This window comes from Pantoea sp. (assembly GCF_028283705.1).
In the GTDB taxonomy this organism is placed as follows: domain Bacteria; phylum Pseudomonadota; class Gammaproteobacteria; order Enterobacterales; family Enterobacteriaceae; genus Pantoea.
The window spans coordinates 208,488-232,929 of record NZ_JAPWKD010000034.1 but is presented as its reverse complement, the minus strand read 5'-3'; the positions used below and the strand labels follow the sequence as shown (position 1 = coordinate 232,929).

At 55.2% G+C, this 24,442-nt stretch carries 21 protein-coding genes; 4 read left to right on the top strand and 17 right to left on the bottom strand.

Annotated features, from left to right (window positions below):
- The first annotated feature begins 25 nt into the window (after positions 1–25).
- A complete protein-coding gene (locus PW844_RS27890) occupies positions 26–1,609 on the top strand; it encodes a hypothetical protein (protein ID WP_299459629.1) in 1,584 nt (527 codons plus the stop codon).
- On the top strand, positions 1,609–3,108 hold the full coding sequence (locus tag PW844_RS27885; protein ID WP_299459626.1) for a hypothetical protein: 1,500 nt from the start codon (positions 1,609–1,611) through the stop codon (positions 3,106–3,108). The genes PW844_RS27890 and PW844_RS27885 overlap by 1 nt, the downstream gene beginning before the upstream one ends.
- A gap of 16 nt (positions 3,109–3,124) precedes the next feature.
- On the opposite strand, the gene PW844_RS27880 is transcribed toward PW844_RS27885, so the two are convergent.
- From PW844_RS27880 to PW844_RS27870, 3 genes are read right to left on the bottom strand one after another with little or no spacing between them, the layout of a single operon-like run.
- Positions 3,125–4,228, bottom strand: a complete 1,104-nt coding sequence (locus tag PW844_RS27880) for a M20 peptidase aminoacylase family protein (RefSeq protein ID WP_299459623.1) — start codon at positions 4,226–4,228, stop codon at positions 3,125–3,127.
- 10 nt (positions 4,229–4,238) lie between these two features.
- Positions 4,239–4,712 (bottom strand): YjiG family protein, encoded by a 474-nt coding sequence (locus PW844_RS27875; RefSeq protein ID WP_299459620.1) that lies wholly within the window; start codon positions 4,710–4,712, stop codon positions 4,239–4,241.
- Positions 4,702–5,370, bottom strand: a complete 669-nt coding sequence (locus PW844_RS27870) for a nucleoside recognition domain-containing protein (RefSeq protein WP_299459618.1) — start codon at positions 5,368–5,370, stop codon at positions 4,702–4,704. Before PW844_RS27870 ends, PW844_RS27875 begins: the two co-directional genes overlap by 11 nt.
- A gap of 467 nt (positions 5,371–5,837) precedes the next feature.
- Between PW844_RS27870 and ftnA the strand changes: the two genes are divergently transcribed.
- The gene (gene ftnA / locus PW844_RS27865; protein ID WP_299459617.1) at positions 5,838–6,344 is read left to right on the top strand and encodes a non-heme ferritin; all 507 of its coding nucleotides are present in this window, start codon (positions 5,838–5,840) and stop codon (positions 6,342–6,344) included.
- 69 nt (positions 6,345–6,413) lie between these two features.
- Here the strand turns inward: ftnA and PW844_RS27860 are convergent, their stop codons facing one another.
- From PW844_RS27860 to PW844_RS27800, 13 genes are all read right to left on the bottom strand, one after another.
- Positions 6,414–6,854, bottom strand: coding sequence for a lysozyme inhibitor LprI family protein (locus tag PW844_RS27860; RefSeq protein WP_299459615.1), 441 nt, complete (start codon positions 6,852–6,854; stop codon positions 6,414–6,416).
- A 15-nt stretch (positions 6,855–6,869) separates the two neighbouring features.
- A complete protein-coding gene (locus tag PW844_RS27855; RefSeq protein WP_299459613.1) occupies positions 6,870–7,463 on the bottom strand; it encodes a calcium-binding protein in 594 nt (197 codons plus the stop codon).
- A gap of 289 nt (positions 7,464–7,752) precedes the next feature.
- Positions 7,753–10,602, bottom strand: coding sequence for a bifunctional diguanylate cyclase/phosphodiesterase (locus PW844_RS27850; protein ID WP_299459611.1), 2,850 nt, complete (start codon positions 10,600–10,602; stop codon positions 7,753–7,755).
- A gap of 167 nt (positions 10,603–10,769) precedes the next feature.
- Complete coding sequence (locus PW844_RS27845) at positions 10,770–11,888, bottom strand: MBL fold metallo-hydrolase (protein ID WP_299459609.1); 1,119 nt, start codon at positions 11,886–11,888, stop codon at positions 10,770–10,772.
- On the bottom strand, positions 11,876–13,618 hold the full coding sequence (locus PW844_RS27840; protein WP_299460470.1) for an iron ABC transporter permease: 1,743 nt from the start codon (positions 13,616–13,618) through the stop codon (positions 11,876–11,878). The genes PW844_RS27845 and PW844_RS27840 overlap by 13 nt, the downstream gene beginning before the upstream one ends.
- Positions 13,619–13,620: 2 nt before the next feature.
- Positions 13,621–14,622: an ABC transporter substrate-binding protein gene (locus tag PW844_RS27835; protein WP_299459607.1), complete on the bottom strand. Its 1,002-nt coding sequence runs from the start codon at positions 14,620–14,622 to the stop codon at positions 13,621–13,623.
- A gap of 6 nt (positions 14,623–14,628) precedes the next feature.
- Positions 14,629–15,696, bottom strand: coding sequence for an ABC transporter ATP-binding protein (locus PW844_RS27830; RefSeq protein WP_299459605.1), 1,068 nt, complete (start codon positions 15,694–15,696; stop codon positions 14,629–14,631).
- A gap of 72 nt (positions 15,697–15,768) precedes the next feature.
- Complete coding sequence (locus PW844_RS27825; RefSeq protein WP_299459603.1) at positions 15,769–17,490, bottom strand: lysophospholipid acyltransferase family protein; 1,722 nt, start codon at positions 17,488–17,490, stop codon at positions 15,769–15,771.
- A 109-nt stretch (positions 17,491–17,599) separates the two neighbouring features.
- Entirely contained in the window at positions 17,600–18,304 is a 705-nt protein-coding gene (locus tag PW844_RS27820; protein ID WP_084876816.1) for a proteasome-type protease, read from the bottom strand.
- Between the two features lie 23 nt (positions 18,305–18,327).
- The gene (locus PW844_RS27815; protein ID WP_299459600.1) at positions 18,328–19,125 is read right to left on the bottom strand and encodes a transglutaminase family protein; all 798 of its coding nucleotides are present in this window, start codon (positions 19,123–19,125) and stop codon (positions 18,328–18,330) included.
- Entirely contained in the window at positions 19,122–20,051 is a 930-nt protein-coding gene (locus PW844_RS27810; RefSeq protein ID WP_299459599.1) for an alpha-E domain-containing protein, read from the bottom strand. The genes PW844_RS27815 and PW844_RS27810 overlap by 4 nt, the downstream gene beginning before the upstream one ends.
- Positions 20,045–21,484, bottom strand: coding sequence for a circularly permuted type 2 ATP-grasp protein (locus PW844_RS27805; protein ID WP_084876819.1), 1,440 nt, complete (start codon positions 21,482–21,484; stop codon positions 20,045–20,047). Before PW844_RS27805 ends, PW844_RS27810 begins: the two co-directional genes overlap by 7 nt.
- Positions 21,485–21,609: 125 nt before the next feature.
- Positions 21,610–22,224 (bottom strand): cupin domain-containing protein, encoded by a 615-nt coding sequence (locus tag PW844_RS27800; RefSeq protein ID WP_299459598.1) that lies wholly within the window; start codon positions 22,222–22,224, stop codon positions 21,610–21,612.
- A gap of 262 nt (positions 22,225–22,486) precedes the next feature.
- On the opposite strand from PW844_RS27800, the gene PW844_RS27795 reads away from it, so the two are divergent.
- Positions 22,487–22,969, top strand: coding sequence for a YlaC family protein (locus tag PW844_RS27795; protein ID WP_299459597.1), 483 nt, complete (start codon positions 22,487–22,489; stop codon positions 22,967–22,969).
- 37 nt (positions 22,970–23,006) lie between these two features.
- Here PW844_RS27795 and PW844_RS27790 read toward each other — a convergent pair whose 3' ends face one another.
- Positions 23,007–24,419, bottom strand: a complete 1,413-nt coding sequence (locus tag PW844_RS27790) for a PLP-dependent aminotransferase family protein (protein WP_299459596.1) — start codon at positions 24,417–24,419, stop codon at positions 23,007–23,009.
- Positions 24,420–24,442: the final 23 nt, after the last annotated feature.

The window sequence follows — 24,442 nt, the reverse complement described above, 5'->3', positions numbered from 1 at the left end:
CCCTACACTCTCCAGCGGAGCGCCTATGCATATCACATCAACGACAACCGCGAGCGCATTAGCATCCAACTCTGTCGCGGCCAGATCGAGCCAGTTGACGGCAATGACCGCCCAGGTCCAGCAAAGCGCTCTGCGTCCTTCTCTGGCTCGGATGAGAAGACACTACCAGCACAACGGCAATGCTGACCTGAAAGCCCTCCAGGCACAGATTCTGGCTCACTGGCCTTCGCTATCGCACAAAGGCAGTAAGGTGAGTCAGATGGAGAAGTTGCTGTTTCGGTTGGTTGACCTGCAAGTGCTGGACATTAAAAGTATCACCGCCAAACAACTGCTGTCCGTCCTGCATGACTGCAAAATAAATATAAAAATCACCACCGTTATGACCGCCCTTTCCACCCTCAGGGCAGAGGTTTCACCGCAAAATCAGCAATGGTTCAATGACCACTGGCAAAAGGTTTCGCATAAAATCGGTAAGACCAAACTGGCGCTGGCGCAATTGGTGGAGGTGTTGCGCGAGGAAGGATGCCCGGAAATGACACCTTCAGAAATGCGGCGTGTCATGCTGAATATCGGTGAGGACATTTGTATTGCCACGCTGTGTCAGGCCATTGCACTTTTGCACACCGTTGTGACAGCAGAACAGGTGGAGAGGGTCAAAATGCTCTGGCAGCAGGTTGCTGACGGCAATAGCCACAAAATGGACCAGTTGATCACGCTGATCCTGTTGCTCGATTATCAGCGCACGCCGATGACATCGATCGAGTTAAAGATGGCTCTTGCTCAGGCGCACATTGCTATCAGTGACGATATGATACGTAACGCCCAGGCCATCGCCAGAACGCAGGTCACGCCACAACAACAGGTATGGTTTGATACCCACTGGTCAACAACATTTGGTGATACCTGGGGGGATATCCTGGAAAACTTGCTGCATAAACAGGGACGTCCGTTGATAACCCCCCCGCAGCTGTGGCTTCTGCTGGTCAATGCCAAAGTAAAAGTGAGTTTTTCGGCAGTGCGTCATGCGATGTCAGCTGACCGGGCGACTAACGATGCGACACTCACCCCGGAACAGATACAGTCGATCCTTAACCGCTGGCAGGCGCTTGCTGCCACAGGGAGCATGACCCAGGTCAGACGACTGGGAACGCTATTACTTCAGGGTATGACTCCCGGGGAACTAAAACTGGCCCTGCGCAGTGCGGGGATTTCGGCAAGCCATGTGGCGATGGGGCTGGCAATGGCGGCAGTCAATACGACCTTAACTCACGCTGAAGTTACCTGGTTTAAAACCAGCTGGGCAACGCTTTCCCGTCCCCCTCAGGTTAGCGTTCAGGGACGGCTGATCATGCTGCTGAGCCAGCCGGAATGCCCGCCCGATCTCCCACAATCAAAGCTGCAACGTTTACTGTGGGAAGTGGACGTTGACGTCTGTATTTCTACCCTGAGTCATATCCTGCGCGCCGCTGGCAGGCATCCCGCAGGAGGCTCGCTTCCCGTGCCGGTGGATCAGGCAAAGGATACACAGTTGGAAGCGGTGCTGGAGATGGCGCTGGATATGGCCCAGGATTATATCCCCGGTTCTGTACGCCAGCAGGAGGCCAGCTAATGCCTCTTGCTCCGAACCGGATGTCCATCACAGGAGTTCCTCCACTGGTGATCCCCGATGCCACTCCGCAAAAGCCACTGGCTGCAAAGATATCCACCGTCACACAAAGCCACCAGCGTCCCACCCTGCATCGCAGTAGAAAGAAAAAGCAAGAAAAGCCGCCGAGCCGCTGTTTAACGGCCTTGCAGGCAGACTTTTCCAGCTGGTGGGGCAGGGTGCCAAAGGATGGCAGCATGGTGGCCCGGGTGGAGATATTACTGTCGCTGTTCCCCCCACCGGACATTGAAGGCTTCACCACCAAACAGCTACATACCCTCCTGTGCAACCATCATGTGAACGTTGGCGTGTCTACCGTCGAGAATGCCATAACCCTTGCCAGAGCAAAGGTGCCAGCAAAAAGGCAGGCATTGGTGAAAACACTGTGGCAGCAGCCCCCCAGGCAACCTGTTGTTTATGAACGAATACAACGCCTGCTTTCGCTGGATCTGTCGTCATCGCAGCTCAGACGCGGTCTGTGGAACATCGGAGAAGATGTGGACATCACTCTGATAAACCAGGCCAGGATTACCTTAAAAGAGCAAGCTGTAGCGCAGGAGACGGCGTGGATTACCGCTAATCTGCACCACATCAAGGATCATGACAGCATCATGGCAATGCTGGTCAGGCTCCAGGATCTCCCGGGTTATCAGCACAAGACGTCGCTGATCCTGCGTAATGCCCTGAAGAATGCAGGCATCGCCGCTAGTATCCAGACAGTGCGGCAAGCACGAGCCTTATTCAAAACGCAACCTTCGCAGAGGCAGAAGGATTGGTTCGCTGCCAACTGGCCCGAGATTAGCCAGCAGGTGACCACCCGAGGAGAGCGGCTGACAATACTGCTGAACTGCCCTGGACGCCCGAATATGACCACTCCCGAGTTATGGCGGCTGCTGCATAATGCACACGTCGATATCGGCATATCAATGGTGCGTAAGGCGATGATGCTGGTGATAGCCCAGCCGACGGCGCACAAACAACAGGTGGAACTGTACTGGCATCAGATTGGGGCAGGTGGCCGGATAACACTGGTGAAACGTCTTTGGCTACTGCTGCGCCAACTGGAGAATAGCGACATCACCTGGGCGCAAATTCATCTTGCCCTGAAAGAGTCAGGCGAGGAGGTCAGTGACGCGACCATGGATCACGCGCTGGCGGCTTTCAGAACGCTGATCAAACCGGACGAATTGGCATGGATCAGGGCTGTCCATCACAGAATTCCCGAGAGAGAGACGGAGCGCAATAAAATCATCGCCCTGCTGCGCCATAAGGAATGCCCAAAGCGGATAACGGCCTCAAAACTGCTGCTCCTGCTGTGGGAAGTCGGCAGGGATGTCTCTGTCGGTACCATCCTCACCGCCCTGCGTATCGTCAGGCAACAGCCTGCAACTGGCATGTCAGATGATGACAGGATAGTTGAGATGGTGCTGGATATGGAAGAGCAACGCCCCGCCCCTCCTTAAGAGAGGCGGGTACGCATTAGCCCAGTACGCGTGTTACCGCTGCTTTGAAAATCTTCACCCCAATTTCCAGCGAGCTAAGTTCAAACCGCATCTCCGGGTGATGCAGTCCCGGAACCAGGTTAGTGCCTAGCCCCCAGAAGCCGGCTTTCACCGTCGGGCATTTCACTGGGTAATAGAAGAAATCTTCACTGCCCGGCGTGGTTTTCGCCCCCAGCAGCCCCTCTTCGCCCAGCACATCGACAATCGCCGCCCGGATGACAGCGGTGGCTTCCTCGTGAATCTCCGCCGCTGGCATCTCTTTCAGCACCACTACGCTGGCCGTCGCACCCAGTGCCGCTACGCTGTTGATCACCGCCTGCGTGACCTTCTCTTTCAGAATATCCATCGGCTCGTTCTCCTGCGAACGCAGATCCCAGACGACGCGCGCCTCATCCGGTACCGAGTTGGTGACACCCGCATCACACAGAAAACGCGTCGCCTTCACGCTCCAGTTCAATCCCGGCGACAGGTGGATGCTGTTCACCGCCTGCACGGCCTGCACTGCGGCATCCAACGCATTCACACCGAGATGCGGACGCGCCGCGTGAGCGGGCACACCTTTGATGGTCGCTTCGAGCGTGCTACAGGCGGAATAGATCACCGCAGGGGTTGCCTGACCGACCTGACACTCCTCCAGCGGGCGGACGTGGAAGCCGAGGATCATCTCCACGTCCTCCATCGCACCGCCTTCAATCATCGACAGCGCGCCCGCCCCCAGCTCTTCGGCGGGCTGGAACAGGATCTTCAGACGCCCTTTTTTAATCGCCCCTTCCTGCAATAGTTCCTGCACCGCCGTCAGCACCACTGAGGAGTGGCCGTCGTGGCCGCAGGTATGACGCGCACAAGCCACGCCATCGATCACATGTCCGAGCGCATCCATATCGGCACGCAATGCCAGCACCGGCCCCGGAACACCGCTATCGATTTCCGCCACGATACCGGTGGTATTGTTGATGCCCCGCGTGACCTTGATACCGGCCTGTTCCAGCTGATCAGCAATGTAGGCCGAGGTTTTGAATTCCTGAAAACCCAGCTCCGGGATTTCATGCAGAAAATGGTAATGCTCTAAGACCCTGGACACTTGTTCGCTCCTAAACAAAAAAACGCATTACAATCATGGCGATCACTGCATTGATGATGCTGGTCAGCATCAGCAGCGGCCAGTATTTTTTTGGTACGTCGGCCACACCCAGCAGACGCCCCATGTACTGCAACTGCGCCCCCATCAGGAAAATGGCCGGGGCGAGGATAGAAATATCAGTGCCGTTTAACAGGCCTTTGGTCAGCAGGCTCACTGCCACCCCCACTCCCGCCGAGGAGGACAGCCAGGCGGTCAGCAACACGGTAATCGCTTCGCCCGGCAGGCCAAACAGCCCCATCACCGGCGCGAAAACATGTCCGAGAAATTGCATGATGCCGAGCAGATTCAGCACTTCCGCCAGCACATAGGCCATCACCACGTTGGGCATCAGGTTGTGAATGGCAATATGAAAACCTTTGCGTGCGCCGACAATAAAAACATCGAACGGATTATTATTGACCTTCGTCTGCACGTTATTTGACATCAGCAAAATCCTTTTTGTAAATACTATTTAACATGAAACGGACAAAGGCCGCACCGACGAATTTGAGAACAAACATTAATACCAGCGGAATAATGATCGGCACCGTCATGGAAGCAAACAAGGCGGAACCTATGGCAAAATAGTTATTGATCAAACCGGCACCCGAATATTGCCAGGCACTCATCACCACCACATCTTTTTTGCTGACCTGTTGCTGGTCATACATTTCTTTCGTTAACGCCGCGCCAGCATCAGTACTTTGCAGATCGGTAATTAACGCCAGACCACAACGCCCCGGCAGCCCCATCAACGGTTTGAGCAGCGGCGTCAGCAGCTTGTGCGCGGCACGAATCGCACCGTAATGGGTGAAGATTTCCAGCACACCTAACGCCAGCATCACCGTTGGAGCCAGCGACAGCGCGAACAGGAAGCCCGCTTTAGCGCTCAGGCCACCCGAACCGAGAAAGGTATTGCCGGACTCCTTCATGGTGCCGAAGCTGCCACCGAGCGTGGTGAAATCAAATGCACCCAGCCAGCTGAAACCGTCCACCTTATAAAACAGGCCGGAGAAAAACAGAATGGCCAGCACCAGCGCAATATAACTGCCGATACCTGCCGTCACGCGGTCAGGTGCGGCGATGATTTTTTCTTCTGACATAAAACCCTCCTGCTGGTGTTATTTTCGACCAGGCAAGTTGCAATATATGGAACTGAGTTCTAAGCAGGATTTATGCCAGCTGGCATTTTATTTAATTGCGAAACCATCAATTATGTTCAGTAACAATGAAACTGACGAAATATCAATCCTTCCACCGCCATAAAATAATCTGTGTGCTCTTTATTTACGCCGGTTAATATTTTCAGCCGGGAAGCAGATTGCTGAAAATAAACTCAATCCGAACTACGTTGCACAACCATAAGGCAAGGTTATAGCACCAATATGGTGCAACGGACGCGGCTGGAAGGAAGACAAAAATGATAATCGGTCGCATTCAAAAACCTGAATAATTCCATTTATAATCAATAAGATAAATTCACTTTTTTTGTCAAAATCACTTCACAAAAAAGTGAATATTGATGCATAATTCACCGCACTCACCTAAAAAATTTAAAAAGGAATCAGCCATGTTAACCGCTGAAATGACCGCACGTCTGAACGACCAACTGAATCTGGAATTCTTCTCTGCCAACCTCTATCTGCAAATGAGCGCCTGGTGCAGCGACAAAGGCTACGAAGGTGCAGCGTCCTTCCTGAAAATGCATTCACGCGAAGAGATGGAACATATGCAGCGCCTGTTCGATTACCTGAGCGACACCGGTGCATTGCCGGTTCTGGGCAGCATTGCAGCACCGCCGATCAGCTGGAACTCACTGGCTGAGCTGTTCGAAGAAACCCTGAATCATGAAAAGCTGATCACCAGCAAAATTAATGAGCTGGCGCATGCTGCAATGACCACCCAGGATTACTCCACTTTTAACTTCCTGCAGTGGTACGTGGCCGAGCAGCATGAAGAAGAGAAACTGTTCAAAACCGTGCTGGATAAACTGGCGCTGGTAGGCAACAAAGGCGAAGGCCTGTTCCTGATCGACAAAGATCTGGGACGAATGAACACCGAAAGCCACGGTGCATAAGTTTGAAGCGGCCCGCATTAGCGGGCCGTCTTTTATCAACTGCTCCAGCCGCCACACCAAACCCAATCATTATGGTATAGCAGGGTCAACCTTAAGCGATGATAGTCTGTTATAATTCTCTGTTAATCCACACAGAGAATTAAGATAATTGTATGCATCGCTATTTTTAACCGTCGATATTGTTTCCCATGAGCATTGTTTTACCTTATATTCCTCCCATGCCTTTTGCGCCGACTCAAATGCTAATAGATACTTTTTATCGTCAGACCTTTTCAATATCGTTTTATATTCCGCCACTCTTTTTTTAATTTTTTCGTTTGATTCAACATAGACACGATCAATACACCAGGACAGACCGGAATATCCATCCGACTCTTTAACCCCCTGACATGAAACAGCATCCAATTTTTTTAGTTTATCAAGAGAATTGTAATCATTTATGGACGAAGCTATAGTTGAGCTACAGAAAAAAGCGAGTGCGATAATAAAAGGAAACTTTAAAAATTCCATATGACATCCCTAAAATCAACAATGAGACGTTAAGTAACCGATTCTATTCCTACCTCTTTCAAATTGTAAGTATACAGGAGTGTTTTTTAAAAAATATATCAAATCATCTATATTGTTTGACGATGAAACTGTCATAATCTGAGTTCCTTCCATGCCCTGATAAACGATATCGATCAGCACATCCCTGATAATCGGGTTGAGATTTCGCCATGAACACGCGCCTGTAATCATAGCAGTTTTAGCTTTATATCTGGCCTCCGCCCTGCTGATGTAAAGTTTATACGTATTATTAAATAAAGAAACTTGCTGCTTAATGGATATCTCACCAATCAAATCACGATTCTTCTCCACAAAACCTTCGGCTTTAGCACCAGATAAATGGGCAGCGTTGGATATGTCTTCAGCCTGCCTGGGTGATACACCAGCTGAAATTAAGTCATGAATAATACTTTGTTTTGTTCTATGTTTCATATCATACCCCCTACCAATCGTTACGCCCGAGGCAGTACTGGGATGATGTATTTTTCTACTAAAAAACATTGAGTCTGGGTTATCATTTCCTTCAGACATATAAGTTAGCAGACCAATTGAAATACCTGTTTTATCCATTTTAAATATCCCTTTATTAAAACATCCTTAAATAAAAACACGTTCACTTTTCAGTGAAGATCCTGACGTGTTTCTTTCCTGCTGTTTAACTAACATGCCAATTTTACTTATGTCTAATACTCCTGAATCAAAGGGTTAATCAACTATCAAATTTTCTGAAAAGGTGGGTAGACGACCTTGCTCAACCCATCACGTAAGATCATTTAGTTGTAGCGGCGCGATTCATCGCGCGGGTTTTACCCGCACTGGCGCAATTGCGTGATAAATCACACCGCTACGGTTTTTGCCATTATTCCAGCGTTTTCAGACGCAGCTCCGACGGCTGCGGGCGACCGAACAGATACCCCTGGAACAACGTGCAGCCTTCTTCGCGCAATTTGGCGAACTGCTCACTGCTCTCCACCCCTTCGGCGGTGATCTGAATATCCAGACTACGGCTCATCCCGGTGATGGCGCGGATAATCGCCAGCGCTTCCCGACTGTCCCCCATATCGTTGATAAACGACTTGTCGATTTTGATCTTATCGAACGGGAAGGATCGCAAATAGCTGAGCGACGAATAACCGGTGCCGAAGTCATCCAGCGCAATCTGCACACCCAGCGCTTTCAGGTTTTGCAGGGTGCGGATATTGCCAAGCGTGTCATCCAGCAATACCGATTCGGTAATCTCGACTTCAAGACGATGCGGTGCCAGTCCTGACTCACGTAACGCCCCCTCTACCACCGACACCAGCGAGCTGTTCTTAAACTGCAACGGCGACAGGTTAACCGATACCGACTGCTCACCTTCCCAGCTTGCCGCTTCGCGACAGGCTTCATACAGCGCATAGGCTCCCAGCAGATGAATCAATCCGGTCTCTTCGGCGATCGGAATAAAATCATTCGGCATGATCAACCCTTTGATCGGGTGATGCCAGCGCATCAGCGCTTCATAGCCAATGATCCCTTTCTCATCACCATCAGTGATCGGTTGATAGTACAACCTCAGTTGACGACCGCTGATCGCATCACGCAGATCGTTTTCGATCACCCGACGGCTGCGCGCCAAATCGTCCATCTCCAGCGTAAAGTGTTCGCAGCGATTGCGGCCATTGCGCTTGGCTTCATACAGCGCCATATCAGCACAGCGCAGCAACTGTTCCGGCGTATTGATGGCCTGTGAACTCAGCGCGATACCCACGCTCAGGCCCACCGACAGATTATGTCCTTCCAGGTTCACCGGGGGACGGATGGCTTCAATCAATCGCTGCGCCACCACCGCCGCTTCATCAGCGTTACGCACGCTGGGCAGCACGATGGCAAATTCATCACCACCGATTCGTGCCAGCGTGTCGTGGTCACGCAGCACATTACGCAGACGTTTCGCCACCGTTCTCAGCAGATCGTCACCAATCTGGTGTCCCAGCGCATCATTAACGTTTTTGAAGTTATCCAGATCGAGACACAGGGTGGCAATGGCATGACCACTTTGGTGATCGGCGCGTAATGCCTCGCTGAGCTTCTGGCGGAACAAAATACGGTTTGGCAGGCTGGTCAGGTTATCGTGATGCGCCATATGGTGAATACGGGCATCGGCTTCACGCTGATCGGTCACGTCCTCCACAATCAGCATGACAAAATTCTGGCGTAAATCTTTGCCGGCAATGGTGGCGGCGCGGGTATGCAGAATACGCTCGCCGCTTGCCGTCAGCAGCAGCTGTTCACGGGTATGCATGCCTTCGCTGCGTAACGCAATATCCGCCAGGCTATTGAAGTAATCACTCAGTTCCGCCGACATACATTCATGTGGTCGCTTATGCATGATCAGCATCTTATTGATGCCAAACAGCTGCTCGGCTTTATCATTCACCATCAGGATCTCGCGACTGATGGCATCTTCGACAATCACGCAGGACGGTATATTGCTGATGATATTATCGAGGAATTTTGATATCTCAGAAGCTTTGGTGCTTTGCGCTTCTGCCAGATCCCGCGCGCGCAGCAGTTGCTGCTCGTGTTCACGTCGCTCGGTAATGTCGCGGGTAATTTTGGCGAAACCAATCAGCCGCCCCTCTTCATTGTGGATAGCATCAATGATCACATGCGCCCAGAATGCCGAACCGTCTTTACGGTAACGCCAGCCTTCGTCTTCAAAGCGACCGGTTTTCAGCGCGATGCCCAGATTGGCATCAGGCGCTTTCGACTGGCGCTCCTGCGCGCCGTAGAACACCGAAAAATGCTGGCCAACAATCTCTTCCGAGCGATAGCCTTTGGCTCGCTGTGCCCCCGTATTCCAGTTCACCACCATCCCATGCACATCCAGCATATAAATGGCGTAATCCCGCACCCCTTCCACCAGCAAACGGAAGGTCTTTTCCTGTTCGCGCTGGGCGCGCAGTAGCGCCTGCTGTTCGGTACAGTCGCGGGTAATTTTGGCGTAACCAATCAGCTTCCCGGCGTCATCACGTATCGCATCAATAATGACGTGCGCCCAAAAGGCGCTGCCGTCTTTGCGATAACGCCAACCTTCATCCTCAAAACGACCGGTTTTAAAGGCAATCCCCAGATTCTTTTCCGGGATATGGTTGAGACGATCCTGGGCGCTGTAGAAACGGGAAAAATTCTGGCCGACGATCTCTTCAGCGACATAGCCTTTGGCACGTTGCGCCCCGGCATTCCAGTTTTCGACGTTACCATCCAGATCCAGCATATAGATGGCGTAATCAGTAACGCCCTCCACCAGCAGGCGGAAGCGTTCTTCCTGCTCTCGCTGTTTGCGCTGTAATGTCTGCTGCCGGGTGCAATCCCGGGTAATTTTGGCAAAACCGAGTAGCTCACCGTATTCATCACGGATGGCATCAATAATCACATGGGCCCAGAAAGCGCTGCCGTCTTTGCGGTAGCGCCAGCCTTCAGTCTCAAAACGTCCGGTGGCGGTGGCGGTGGATAAAGCGCGATGCGGTGCGCCATTTTTGCGGTCATCTTCGCTGTAAAATAACGCGAAATTCTTGCCGATGATTTCTTCAGCGGTGTAGTTTTTGGCGCGTTGCGCACCCGCGTTCCAGCTCGCCACCGTACCGTCGGGCTTGAGCATAAAAATCGCGTAATCAAGCACGCTCTGCACTAGCAGCCGATACATGCCGTCAGAATTATTATCCATTGTTATTTGCCTATTGCTGGCCTTGTGACACCTGGCATCCCAGGAAAATTCTTAATTGCTCTGCAGACTTAATAGCAAATACGCAGCGTTGACAAGCGCTATCAGCTAACAGGCACAAGTTGGTAGTTTGGTTATCGGCTGTGGCGAGAAAACGTTCAGTGGGATACTTAATTAATTATGCTGCGTTGACGATGTTCAACAGGAAAGCGCGGGGTATCGGCATGGGATGGCAGTGAAATCTGTCGCTGCCAGCAGAGAGGTGCCAGCCCGGCAAATTGCTTACACTGCGAAGGTTCCACAAAGGCAGGAATCACGCGTTGCGCGCCGGTTTTGCCAATCAACCAGAGTTGATCATCGAGCGGTGGATGCACATTCCACGGCAACCAGCGCGCCTGGCGTTGCGCCAATAACTGCGCGGCACGCGTACCCGCTGCGACATGACTACTGAAGATAAAGCGAAAGCCCGCCTGCCCGCTCAGCTCTGCCGCCAGCCCCTCATCCGCCACCGCATCAGCGGCGACAATCACGCTTGCGGGCAGCCACTGGTCTGGCTGCGGTTGTTGCAACAAACGCAGCAATGCCAGCGACGCGCTGGCAGGCAATTTATCCAGTGCCAGCAGCTGCGCCACTTCGCTCCGTACCTGAGGGCAGAGTTGCACGGTTAACCCGCGCGCCACCAGTTGCAACGCCACTTCCGGCCCGCGGCCATGCTCAGGCACCGCGATTACCGCCCCGCCAGCCGCGGCCTGCGCCAGTGCATCCATCTGTTCACTGAGACGTTGTACCCGATCGCCGTAAGACGCATCGGTAATCAGCAGCTTCGCGCCCGGCGGGCAGTCAAACGGTAATAACAGCGACTCACGACTCCAGTCGCCCATATAAGTAATGCCCCCCGCCAGCGGCAGATGAAACCACACCGAACCGGGCGAATGCCCGCTGCGACCGGTAAACAGATTGAACGGCCCCAGAGCCGTCTGCCCGCGCAGCGGCAGCTGACGTCGGGCATGCATCGCGACCGGTGCATCATGCAATTGCAGCCAGGTCTGTTCGGTGGCGTACACCAGCGGTGAACCGATACGCGCCCAGCAATCCAGCGAGGCAGCATGATCAATATGTGAATGGGTCAGACAAAGGGCATCCACCTGACCAATGGCATCGATATCCGGCCGCACGCCAGGTTGCGGACCCGCACCACAATCCCAGAGCAACCGATAACCCTCAATCTCCAGCAGGAACGCCGCAGGCAGCTTGCCGCCCACGCCGCTAATCGCCGTTACGCTTGCCATGGTAATACCCCCTGCGGCAGACGCCGCGTCAGCCGGGTCGCCAGCGCCATCAGCAGACAAACCACCACAATCATCAGGCAGCCGACCGCCGCCGCCAGCGAGGCCGATCCCCCTTCGTCGAGAAAGACGATGGTGGGACCAATGGTTTGCGTCTGGGACGTGACCAGCAGTACCGATACCTGGATTTCATTCAGAGCAGTGAGGAACACCAGCACCGTCCCCGCCAGCGCCGAAGGGGCCGCCAGCGGTAACAAAATGTCGCGCATCCGCCGCAGAAAACCGGCACCACACAGCCGGGCCGCTTCATCCAGTGCCGGTTCCAGCTGGGCGAAACCAGCCAGCGTCGGACGCAGCACCAGAGCAAGGAAGTTGGCCAGATAGGCGGCGAGGATGATCCACACCGTGCCATACAGCGACACATTGACCAACGGCAGCGGACGCAGGAAGAACAACAATGCCGCCACACCGGTGACAATGCCCGGCAAGGCATAGGTGAGTTCGCTCGCCAGCCACAGGCCGCGCACCAGACGCGTGCGTCGCCAGCTGAGGAAATAAGCCAGAAACAGCGCAGTCAGCGTCAGGATAACGGCGGCCAGCGTAGTCAGGCCGAGGCTGGTCACAAAAGCATCCCGCACCGCTGGATAACCCCACAAGGCAGCGCGGAAGTTTTCCAGCGTCAGCGTTTGCCAGGTCAATGCCTGGCCGTAACCGTGGGTCAGCGCGGTGATCAGCAACGCACTGACCGGAAGCAGCAACGTCAGCACCATCCACAGCCAGGCCAGCGACGCCACCAGCGCGCGCACACGCCCCAGAGATTGATGCCACAGACGGGGAGCACCGCTGACCCGCACATCATGACGGCCACCAAGCCAGGCGCTCGCCCCCATACCCGCCAGGGTGATCATGGCGATCAGCAGTGCATACACCGCAGTATTGGGCAGCGCAGCGGGACCGATGCCGTTCAGCTGCTGATACACCAGGGTAATCAGGGTGGGCACACGGGCCGGAATTCCCAACATCGCCTGGATACCGAAGTTACCTGCGGCCGCCACAAAGGTGAGCGCCGCTCCGGCAAAAATCGCCGGGCGCGCTAACGGCAGAATAATGGTGAACAGTACCCGCCAGCGCGATGCCCCGCTGACCTGTGCCGCTTCGACCAAATCAGCAGGCAGACGGCGCAACCCGGCGCGCACGGTAAGAAACACCAGCGGCGCATTGTGCATACCCAGCAACAACACAATGCCCGTCATGGAATAGAGCGGCTGTTCTCCGGGTGCAAACCACGGCAACCCCAGCCCGGCAAACAATAACGCCAGCGGGCTGGAAGGCGCTAACGCCTGCAACCATGCCAGCGCCGTGACCTGCGGTGGGATCATCAGTGGCAGGATAAAAGCAAACACCCAGGCGGTTTTCGCCCGCAAATCGGTGAGTGCCACCAGCCAGGCGGCAAGGGTGCCGAGCAACAGGGAAATGGCGGTTGAGCTGAGGGCAATCAGCAGGGTGTTGCCTGTGGCGATCAATACGCGTTCGCTGGCGAGCAAACGCCACAGTCGCGCCGCATCCGGCACCCCCTGTGGCGCAATGGCAGTCCACACCAGGCGCAGCAGCGGGGCCACCGACAATGATGCAATCAGCAGCACCATCAGTGCCAGAATCACCCCTTCGCTGCGTAGCCGCCAGCGCTGTCCGCTGCGCACACGGCTGTGCCATTCGTTGCTCAGCACGCTCATCATCAGCCGCCGAATAACTGGGTGAACTGGTCGCGCACCTCAGCATCTTCGTTAATTGCTTTCGCCACGTCTGGCGTCAGCAGCTTGATCTGGCTGATCGGCGTGAAGCCTGCCGGGGCCGACACGCGATCGTCAACCGGGCGGTTCCCCTGCTCAACCACTAACTTCTGCCCCTGCTCCGACAGGATAAAGTTCACAAAAGCTTTGGCGGCAGGCAGGTTGTGCACCGTCTTCATGATCGCTACGGGTTCGGTGACGTAAGAAACGCCCTCTTTCGGATAGACCAGATCAACCGGTGATCCTTTTTTCTTTGCCAGGATCACGTCAGCATCGGTGATCACGCCATATTTATCCAGCCCGCTGGCGACGGCTTTCAGTGCCGGACCATTGCCACCTTGCGGGGCAACGCCCATCGCCGCCAGTTTTTTGTAGAAGTTCCAGCCGATATCCGGCGTATTGATGTCGGTATGCAGCTTATACAGCGCCGCCCCGGAATAAAGCGGGCTGGGCATGGCGATCTGACCTTTATTGGCTTCCACCGCCAGCGCATTCCAGCTGTCGATCGGTTTGGCATGCTGGGTGTTATAGGCGATCACCGTGGAGATAATTTTGGTACCAAAGAAGGTTTTGTCTTTGTCGTAGAACGAGGGATTGATATGGCTGACCGGCGCGTCCTGGTAGCTGTAAAGCTGGTTCTCTTTTTTCAGCGCACCGAGGTTAATGGCATCGGCGATCAGCAGCACATCCGGCTTCGCCTCGCCGCTCATCATTTCCGTGCGCAGCACATTCATCAGTTGCGTGGTGCCGTTACGTGTCCACTCCACCTCAATGTTGGGATAAGCCGCTTTGAAGGCATCAATGGTTTGTTGCGCGATTTCCGGCGCTTGTGAGGTATACACCACCAGCTTGCCCGACGGCGTTGCATCGGCATGGCTGACGGCGGAAAGCAGTAATCCACTGGATAACAGCAAAACATTCAACGAAGTGCGCATAGCCTTTTCCATGAGTTGTTATGAAGGAAGAATCCAGCCGTCGCGCAATGCCACGCCGATCGTGGCATCAGCAACGGGTACAGGGCCATCCGCCAGCATCAGCGTCAGGCTGCTCTCGGGCATAGCCAGAGGCATCAGGTTGAGCTGATGGTGGCCGCCACGATAAATCACACGCTGCACACGCGCGGCAAACTGCGCTTCGCCCGGCTGGGCAAGGCGAAAATCCGCAGCATGAAAACTGGCTTTGCCCTGTGGACACGGTGGCTGCTGAGGTGCGCAACGCAGCGACACCTGCTTACCGCAGAGCGTGGCGAACGCCCGCCCGTCACCGAGCGGCTCGATGTCGCTCACCGGCAGCACTTTGCCATCGTCAATAAAGGTGGCGACCATCTCATTGGCCGGTTCACGCCACAGAGTTTGCGGGGTGGCGTACTGCATCACCCGACCGCCATCCATCACCACGATGCGATCGGCCAGCGCCATCGCTTCATGTTGATCGTGGGTGATGTACAGCAGGGTGGCATGGCTGTGACGATGGAAGCGGCGAAATTCCTCTTCCATGGTAGCGCGCAGATGAACATCGAGATTGGCGAGCGGTTCATCCAGCAGCACCAGGGTGGGCTGCGCCACCAGGCAGCGCGCCAATGCCACGCGCTGTCGCTGACCACCGGAGAGATCCGCCGGACGGCGTTCAGCGAAGGGTTGCAAGCCAACCAGCGCCAGTGCCTGGTGGGTACGCTGTTCGCGTTCCGTCCGCGCCACACCGTTGACTTTCAGGCTGTAGGCCACGTTCTCCGCTACTGTCATATGCGGCCACAGCGCGTAGCTCTGGAATACCACGCCCAGCTGGCGCTCCTCGGGTGGCAGATGCAGGCCGGGTGCCGCAAAGCAGCGATCGCCCACATGAATCTCACCCGCATCCGCGGTTTCAAAGCCCGCCAGCAAACGTAATAAGGTAGTTTTGCCGCAGCCGGAGGGGCCAAGTACGGCAATGAATTCTCCCTGCGCAATATGCAGGGAGATATCTTGCAGGACAGGCTGTGCCGCAAAGGATTTGCACAGCCCGCGAAGGGTTATAGCCGCCATCAATTCTGGCCTTTCTCTGACAATACGCCGTAGACCCTACGACAATCAGATGACAGGCCCGTGACACCCGCCTTACGTTTCTGTGCCAGCCTCCGCCAGATGCATCGCGATATAGCGCTCATAGCGCGCGGCCTTAACGCGGGTCAGATCGACCAGCACCAGCCCATCGATACAGTTGTTGAAATCGGGATCGCTACCAAAATCAATAAACTGCACCCCGCCCGGTTCGCACAGCTCGGAATATTGTTTGTACAGCGTCGGAATGGCGGTACCGAGGTTGGCGAGCAGATGCTTCAGGCGGCGTAAATCTTCCTGATAATTATCGCCGGTGAACTGCGCCAGCACTTCAGGTAGAGAGGCCGGATAGGGACGGCGTGAGGTTGCCAGCGGCAGCTCGGTGGGGAAATAGAGGCGATAAAACGCCACCAGCAGATCACGTGCCGCCAGCGGCATGCCGCCGGAGATCGACACCGGGCCAAACAGATAACGGGTTTCCGGGTAACGAGCGATATAGGCACCAATGCCCATCCACAGATAATCCAGCCCGCGTTTGCCCCAGTAAGCTGGCTGAATAAAACTACGCCCCAGCTCCAGCCCCTGACGGATAATCGGCAGCATCCGTTCGTCATAATGGAACAGGCTATCGCTGTAGATCCCTTCCAGACCACGTCGTTCCAGCTGTTCCGCACCTGGGATAAAGCGGTACGCGCCCACAATTTCCAGCTGCGCGTCATCCCACAGGATCAGGTGATAATAATCATCATCGTACTTATCCAGATCGCGGCGTCTGCCGCTGCCTTCGCCCACGGCACGGAAAGCAATCTCACGCAGACGCCCCAGCTCACGCAGCAGCGGCACCCAGCTGGCGCCGTTACGCCGCCACAGGTAGATCTGCTTACCATCCGGCAGGGTGCCCAGCCGTTCACTCTCCAGCAGCGCTTTTTTCAGTTCGGCTCGATCTTCCGGACGCGCAATCGCCGCTTCGGTCTGGAACAGACCAGGCCGCCCCTGACCAACACGATACAGATGTTTGCATAGCCGTTTCGCCAGCTCTCTGCCCGGCGTGTGGCCATCGTGCCAATGGGCAAAGGGGATCTGTTCACCAATATGCAGTTTGATACGCGAGCCGCGCTGGCGAAACATTTCACGCACCAACATCAGCAACGCCAGAGCCGGGGAGAGGTGAGAGGCGGTATAAAAAGTGAGGCTGTTACGTCCCATCACATGCACCGGCACCAGAGGGGCACGGGCACGCGCAGCAAGACGCAGGAAGCTGTGATGCCAGACGCGATCACGCACACCACGGCTGGTGAGGCGGGAAACTTCCCCCGCCGGAAAGATAATTAATGCGCCCTGATTATCGAGATGCCGTTGCATCTGGGTCAGCTGTTCACGGTTGGTTCGGTTGCCCATATTATCCACTGGCAACATCAGGCTATTGAGCGGCTCCAGCATCATCAACATACGGTTAGCAACGATTTTCACATCGCGCCGCACCTGTGAGACCGCCGCCAGCAGGGCGAGACCATCCAGCGCGCCGAGCGGATGGTTGGCCATTATCACCACCGGCCCAGTGCCCGGAATCTGTTCCAGATCGCGTTCACTTAATTCACAACGAACGTCAAGATACTCCAGCACCTGCTCTACCATATCCACCCCTTGCAGGTGGCGGTAGCGTGCTGCGAATTGCTGAAACTCCCCTTCACGCAGTACCCATTTCAGCAGGCTTTTTTGCCAGCCTGCTGGTTGATGTCCTGGCCAGTAAGTATTGAGAACCTGATCAACAGAAAACATTGTTCACCTTCTTATAACGAGCGATTATCGCTCAGAAGTTAAAACGGCTTGCTTTCAGATTTATGACCGTGGCGGCATGCTTTAATAATAGGCGCAATAAATTGCGCCGTTACAGTTTCAACGGGGGTAATTGCGAGAAGACACTCAGCAACCCTTTGCTCCACAGCTGACGGATCTGCGAAAAATAGGGATGCTGGTCGGTGATATGGTACTGCTCGTTATCGCTAAAACTGTCGCTGTGATAAATCATGACATCCAGCGGCAGCCCTACTGAGATATTACTCGCCAGCGTAGAATCCATCGAGATCAGCGCACATTGCATCGCCTGGTTGAGCGGCGTTTCGTAGCGCAACACGCGGTCGATAATCGGTTTGCCGTATTTGCTTTCACCAATCTGGAAATACGGCGTATCGACGCTGGCCTCAATAAAATTGCCCTGCGGATAGATCTGGAACAACCGCGGTTCCTCACCGCGGATCTGGCCGCCGAGCAGCAGTGTGCCGCCAAACTCTTCACCATCGCGCTTGATCACTTCGCGCAGCATTTCCCCCACCAGCAGCGCAATGTCATACAGCGATTTCCCATTCAGCAAATTGGGCTGATCGTGGTCATCACAACCGCGTCGTAGCAGGCTCATCACGCTTTGCGTGGTGGCGAGGTTGCCAGCACTTTGCAGCACCAGCGTGCGTTCATCATCCACCTGGAACACATGCAACTTACGAAACGACGAAATATGGTCAACCCCCGCATTGGTGCGAGAGTCGGAAACAAAAATCATCCCTGATGATAAACGCATTGCCACACAATAAGTCATAGTCACGCCTGCAAAGAAAATTACTACTGCGAGTGCACCTGTTGCACCGCGGCCACCGCCAGCATATCTTCACCCCCACCACCCAGCCGCATACCGCGTACCGGACAGGCATCGAGATAATCCACGCCCACCGCCAGCCGCAAATGCTGCCGCGTACTGCGGGTATTGTTGGTGATATCAAAGCTGTGCCAACTGCCATCCAGCCAGGCCTCAACCCAGGCATGGGTGGCAACGTGTTCGACATTGTCAGTATAGAGATAACCGCTGACATAACGCGCCGGAATCCCCAGACTGCGACAGCAGGCAAGAAACACGTGGCTGTGATCCTGGCAAACGCCAGAGCCGGCGGCAAATACTTTCGCGGCGGTATCAGTCACCTGGGTGCTGCCGGGGCGGTAAGGCATTTTCAGTAGCAACTCGCCCATCAGTTTCTCCAGGCTGGCGAGTGGCGCTTCCGCTCGCCAGTAACGCAGGGCAAAATCGCGGATCGCGCTATCTGGCTGGGTCAGCGGCGTGCCGCGCAGGAAAATAAGTGGCGACAGGGTGGAATCGGGATCGGCGGCCATCTCACCATCATCAAGAATATCCACCACGCCACGGGCGGTAATCTCCAGCATCTGATGCGGGGTATCCAGCGTCAGGACATGCATCACGTTGCCGTAAGCATCAACGGTGCGCGTGGCTTCACACGGCAGCGCCAGCTCCCACGACAGAATTTGTTGATGCACCGAATTTTGCGGCGTCAGGCGCAGATACTGGGTGCTGAGTTTGACCTGATGCTCCCAGGCATACCAGGTTTTGTGCTCGATGTTCAGTCTCATTTCGCCTCCAGATAGGTGTGATTAATGCTGTCAGCCAATTGATTAATGTCTTCCAGGAAGTGATTCAGCCAGTTGTTGAGTCCCGCACGCGTCAGGCTTTCCCAGGTACTGAAGCGCATCTCGGCCAACAGCACGGTGGCGAGGTAACGCGGACGATCTTCTCCGCTGCTGCCGATCTGCTCCAGTTGATTGGCGATCTCTTCGATGCAGGAATGCAACGATCGCGGACTTTCGCTGCGCAGGATCAGCATCTCGTTGACCAGATCCGGCATCAGCTGTTGTTTGAAGATCGCGTTGTAGGCCTCGCGCGCGGACACCGCACGCAGCAGGGTGTCGAGGCAGTAATATTCGCGCACCGAATCAGGGTGCTGCTCAAGCAATTGCTGATTCACGCTCAGCAAACGGGCGCTACCGTCGGCGCGTTCCATCAGGGTGCCGAGGCGGATAAAACTCATCGCATCGCCGCGCAGCAGGGTGCCAAACATCGCGCCGCGAAACAGGTGGCAGCGCTCTTTTACCCAGTCGAAAAAGCTGTCGGCATTGGCACTGGAAATGCCACGACGGCGCATGTTACGCATCTCAATCCAGGTGGAGTTGATGCTCTCCCACACTTCAGACGAGAGGCTGCCGCGCACCGCGTGGGCGTTGTTCCATGCCGATTGCCAGCAGCAAAAAATGCTACTGGGATTGCGTTCGTCGAGGGCAAAGAAGTTGAACAGCTGGGGCATGGTGAAACGCCCGTTCAGGGTTTCAAACAGCTGACGCGTGCCGGTGAGGTTGAGCGGTAACAGCAGCTCATCACCGTGGCTGTTGCGTACCGGCATCAGCGACAGCCGGTTGGTCACATCCAGCACCCGGGCAAGTTGTTCTGCGCGCTCCAGATAGCGCGCCATCCAATAGAGGCCACTGGCCGTGCGGCTTAGCATGATTCATCATCCTCCAGAACCCAGGTGTCCTTAGTACCGCCGCCCTGCGACGAGTTCACCACCAGCGAGCCTTCTGTCAATGCCACACGGGTCAGACCGCCCGGCACCAGACGGATATCCGCTCCACACAGGGCAAACGGACGCAGGTCGATATGACGCGGCGCGAGACCGTTGTCGATAAACGTCGGACAGGTGGAGAGCGACAGAGTGTCTTGCGCGATGTAGTTATCGGGCCGCGCCTGTAAGCGCGCGCGGAAATCGCTCAGTTCCTGCTGGCTGGCCACCGGACCAATCAGCATGCCGTAGCCACCCGCCCCGTGCACTTCCTTCACCACCATCTTGTCGAGGTTCGCCAGTACGTAGGTGAGATCTTTCGGATTGCGGCACTGCCAGGTAGGAACGTTGTTGAGGATCGGATCTTCGTCGAGGTAAAAGCGGATCATATCCGGCACATAAGGGTAGATCGATTTGTCATCGGCTACCCCGGTGCCGATAGCATTCGCCAGCACCACATTCCCGGCACGATACACCGACAGCAATCCCGGGACGCCAAGCATCGAATCCGGACGGAACGCCAGCGGATCGAGGAAGGCATCATCGACGCGACGATAGATCACATCGACCTTGCAGGGTCCGGCGGTGGTACGCATCATCACCGCGCCATCTTTAACAAACAGGTCAGCGCTTTCCACCAGCTCCACACCCATTTGCTGCGCGAGGAAACTGTGTTCGAAATAGGCGCTGTTGAAGCGGCCTGGCGTCAGCACCACCACCACCGGATCGTTTACCGGCGAGCTTTCACGCAGCGTCTGCAACAGGTGTGACGGATAACGCTCCACCGGGGCCACATGCTGCTCGGCAAACAACTCCGGGTAGAGGCGCATCATCATCTTGCGGTTCTCCAGCATATAGGAGACGCCAGACGGGGTGCGCAGGTTATCCTCCAGCACGTAATACTCGCCATCATTGTTACGCACCATATCCACGCCAACGATATGCGCATAGATATTGCGATGCAGATCAACGCCCTGCATGCAGGGTTGGTATTGATCGTTGACCAGTACCTGCTCGGCCGGAATGATGCCCGCTTTCAGGATGTGCTGCTGGTGGTAGATATCATGCAGGAAGGCATTGAGGGCTTGTACCCGTTGTCGGATACCGCGATCGAGCATCGCCCATTCGCTGGCAGGAATAATGCGCGGCACGCTATCGAACGGAATCAGGCGCTCTGCGCCGCCGTCTTCGCCATAGACGTTGAAGGTGATGCCAACGCGATGAAACAAAAGTTCCGCTTCTTCGCGTTTACGCGCCACTGCCTCTTTGTCCGCCGCTTGCAACCATTCCCAGTAGTGCTGATAGTGAGCGCGGTGTTGGCCGTCGCTCAGCAACATCTCATCATAGAAGTGTGATGCTATCTGGTAGCTTTCTTTCATGATTTACCCGGCGCTTATCAGAGGACCTGATTCCACTGTTGCATAAACTGTGCCAGGCGCGTGTGCGCTGTGACGCACACGCTACCCATCAGTGGGCCGACGCCGGGTTATTACAAAATTGCACCTTATCGGTGCACAAGCTGCTGCGTGACTGGTAGCCAGATTTCAGTCATTGCCCCCTCCCCGCCGGTGAAAGGATCGCGCTGCGGCATAGGTACGCGCTGAATCTGCTGCTGAGAGGTTCTCAGGAAGCGGGGTTCATCGCGCAGCGTTTCCGGCGACATACCTTCAGGATAGGCGCCAACCACCATAAAATCCTCACTGGCGTGGATCTGTTTATGGCCGACCCCTGCCGGAACCAGTACCGCATCGCCTTCGCGCAACGTCACCATACGGCCACTGTCACCGCCAAATAGCACTTCCGCCCAACCCGCCGCGACACCCAGCACTTCATGGGTATTCGGGTGGTAATGGGTATAAGGGAAGATAGGATAACGCCAGGCTGCGGGCCAGCCGTTATCCGTAAAGGTTTTTTCAAACCAGGCAGCGGTATCCTGGTTTTCATCGTCGTCATCATCAGGTGCGACACCGGGCCAGATGATCAGAGGCAACGGATTGTTCGGCACACCGCCGGACGGGATCGATAACATAAGATGCTGCGGGTTACTGGAAGCCCCTGCGGAAAAGGTGCCAGCGGCGAAAGACATCAGTAACAGCAGGCTGGATGGGTAGACAGTCATACTCTTTCTCCGGTTAGCCACATGCTATAAGTGTGGCAAAATCGCATGACAATACAATGTGCTCAGGTCCGCAAAATTCACATAAAAGCATGATTTTGCTAACTAAAGCCAAATTAATGATTAACCTCTTTAACATTTTGAGCGCAACACCCGGCGCAGGGCGATTTACCGCGCAACTGTTATAAAAAATCTGCACTGATCTGTGTCTGCAACGCTTCACTGTTACATGCTTTACTGGCAGGCAGTGAAAGAGAGGTGAACAATGGACGCCATTAAACAAATCCTGATTGATGAAATCGCTACCCTGAACCGTGAAGAACGCCGCGATAACCGGCCGCGTTTTAGCTTTTCGTTTCTGAAAACCCATCCGGGGCTGTGGGGAGTGATGTACCTGTGTTACGCGCTGTGCGTCGCACTGATTTTTTCCACCGACATGCTTGGCTGGCCTGCGTTCTGGTTCGCCACCGTGTTTGTGCTGGTGATGAGCTTCCTGATGCTGCTGGATATCAATCCAAAGTATCGCTTTGAGGATATTGATGCGCTGGATCTGCGCGTTTGCTACAACGGTGAGTGGTATTACATTCAGCCGGTATCGCAGCAAGGTATCTCGAAGATTCTGGATAACCCCGGCACGCCGGATCGGGTGCGCAGCGGGATTCATCGCCTGATGCAGCAGAAAGGTGAGGTCGATTTTTACGACGTATATTACCTGACATGGGGACACCAGCAGGCCGCGCAGGTATAACCCCCACACACCCGTAGCGGCGCGATTTATCGCGCGGTTACGGGTGAAGCTGATTGATCAATGTACCCAGCATTTTCACCGCCGCTTCGGCGCGCGCATCCCACGGCCAGGCAGTATTGAAGCGGAAGCAGTGGCGAAAATCCTCACTGCTGGAAAACAGCTGCCCCGGCGCGATACTAATCCCTTCCTTTAACGCCAGATGATACAGCTGCGTGGTATTGATACCGGCGGGTAAGGCAATCCATAAAAAATAGCCACCTGGCGTATCGCTGATGCGGGCCTCTGCGGGTAGCACCTGCTGTAGCGCCGCACGCGCCAGCTGTTTGCGTTTTGCCAGCGTCTGGCGTAGTCGCTTCAGATGGCTGTCGTAGCTGCGGGTGGAGAGGAAATCGGCCAGCGCCAGCTGCATGGGGGCGCTGGTGGAAAGCGTACTCATTAGCTGGATACGCTGGACGCGCTGGGCGTGGCGACCGGCCGCCACCCAGCCAATACGAAACCCCGCCACCAGATTTTTGGAGAAGCTGCCGCAATGCATCACGTCGCCGTTACGATCAAAGGCTTTCGCCGGGAGCGGCTTTTCGTCACCAATCCACAGTTCGCTGTACACATCATCTTCAATCAGCGCCACGCCGTAGCGCTCAAGCAGCGTGACCAGCTGCTCCTTGCGCGCATGGCTTAAGGTGAACCCGAGCGGATTTTGCCGGTTGGTCATCAGCCAGCAGGCTTTTACCGGCCAGCGCTGTAACGCCTGTTCCAGTTCGTCAAAATCAATCCCCTGCTCCACGTCGCTGGCGACTGCAATCGCATTCAGTTTCAGGCGTTCAATCGCCTGTAACGCGCCATAGAAAGAGGGGTTCTCAATCACCACCCAGTCGCCGGGTTCGGTCACCGCCTGTAAGCTCAGGTTGAGCGCCTCCATCGCACCGTTGGTGATCACAATGTCATCCGGTGAGATGGTTATGCCCTGCTGCGCATAGCGCTGGGCAAGGATTTTGCGCAAATCAGCGTTACCCGGCGGCAGGTTGTTGAGCGCATCGGTCGGTTTCAGGTTATGCGAGACTTTCACCAGCGAACGCATCAGCTGGCGCTGCGGAAACAGTTCAGGATCGGGAAAGGCGGAGCCAAACGGCATAATGGCCGGATCGCGCGTGGCTTGCAGCACATCAAACACGAAACTGTTGGTGTCGGTCTGCTCAGGGAGGGCCACAGTTTGGGTTGGCAGACGCGGGCGAGGAGCCGCCGCACGGGGCGCGATATAGTAGCCGGACTGCGGTTTCGACAGAATCCAGCCCTGGCTTTCCAGCACTTCGTAAGCGTGCATCACCGTCATCAGGCTGAGGCCGGATTGATCGGCCTGCTGACGCAGCGACGGCAGTTTTTCCCCTGGCTGCCAGATGTTGGCTTCAATTTGTTCCCGCAGTTGATCAACCAGCTGCTGATATTTCGCCACCTGAATCTCCGTCGCTACATATT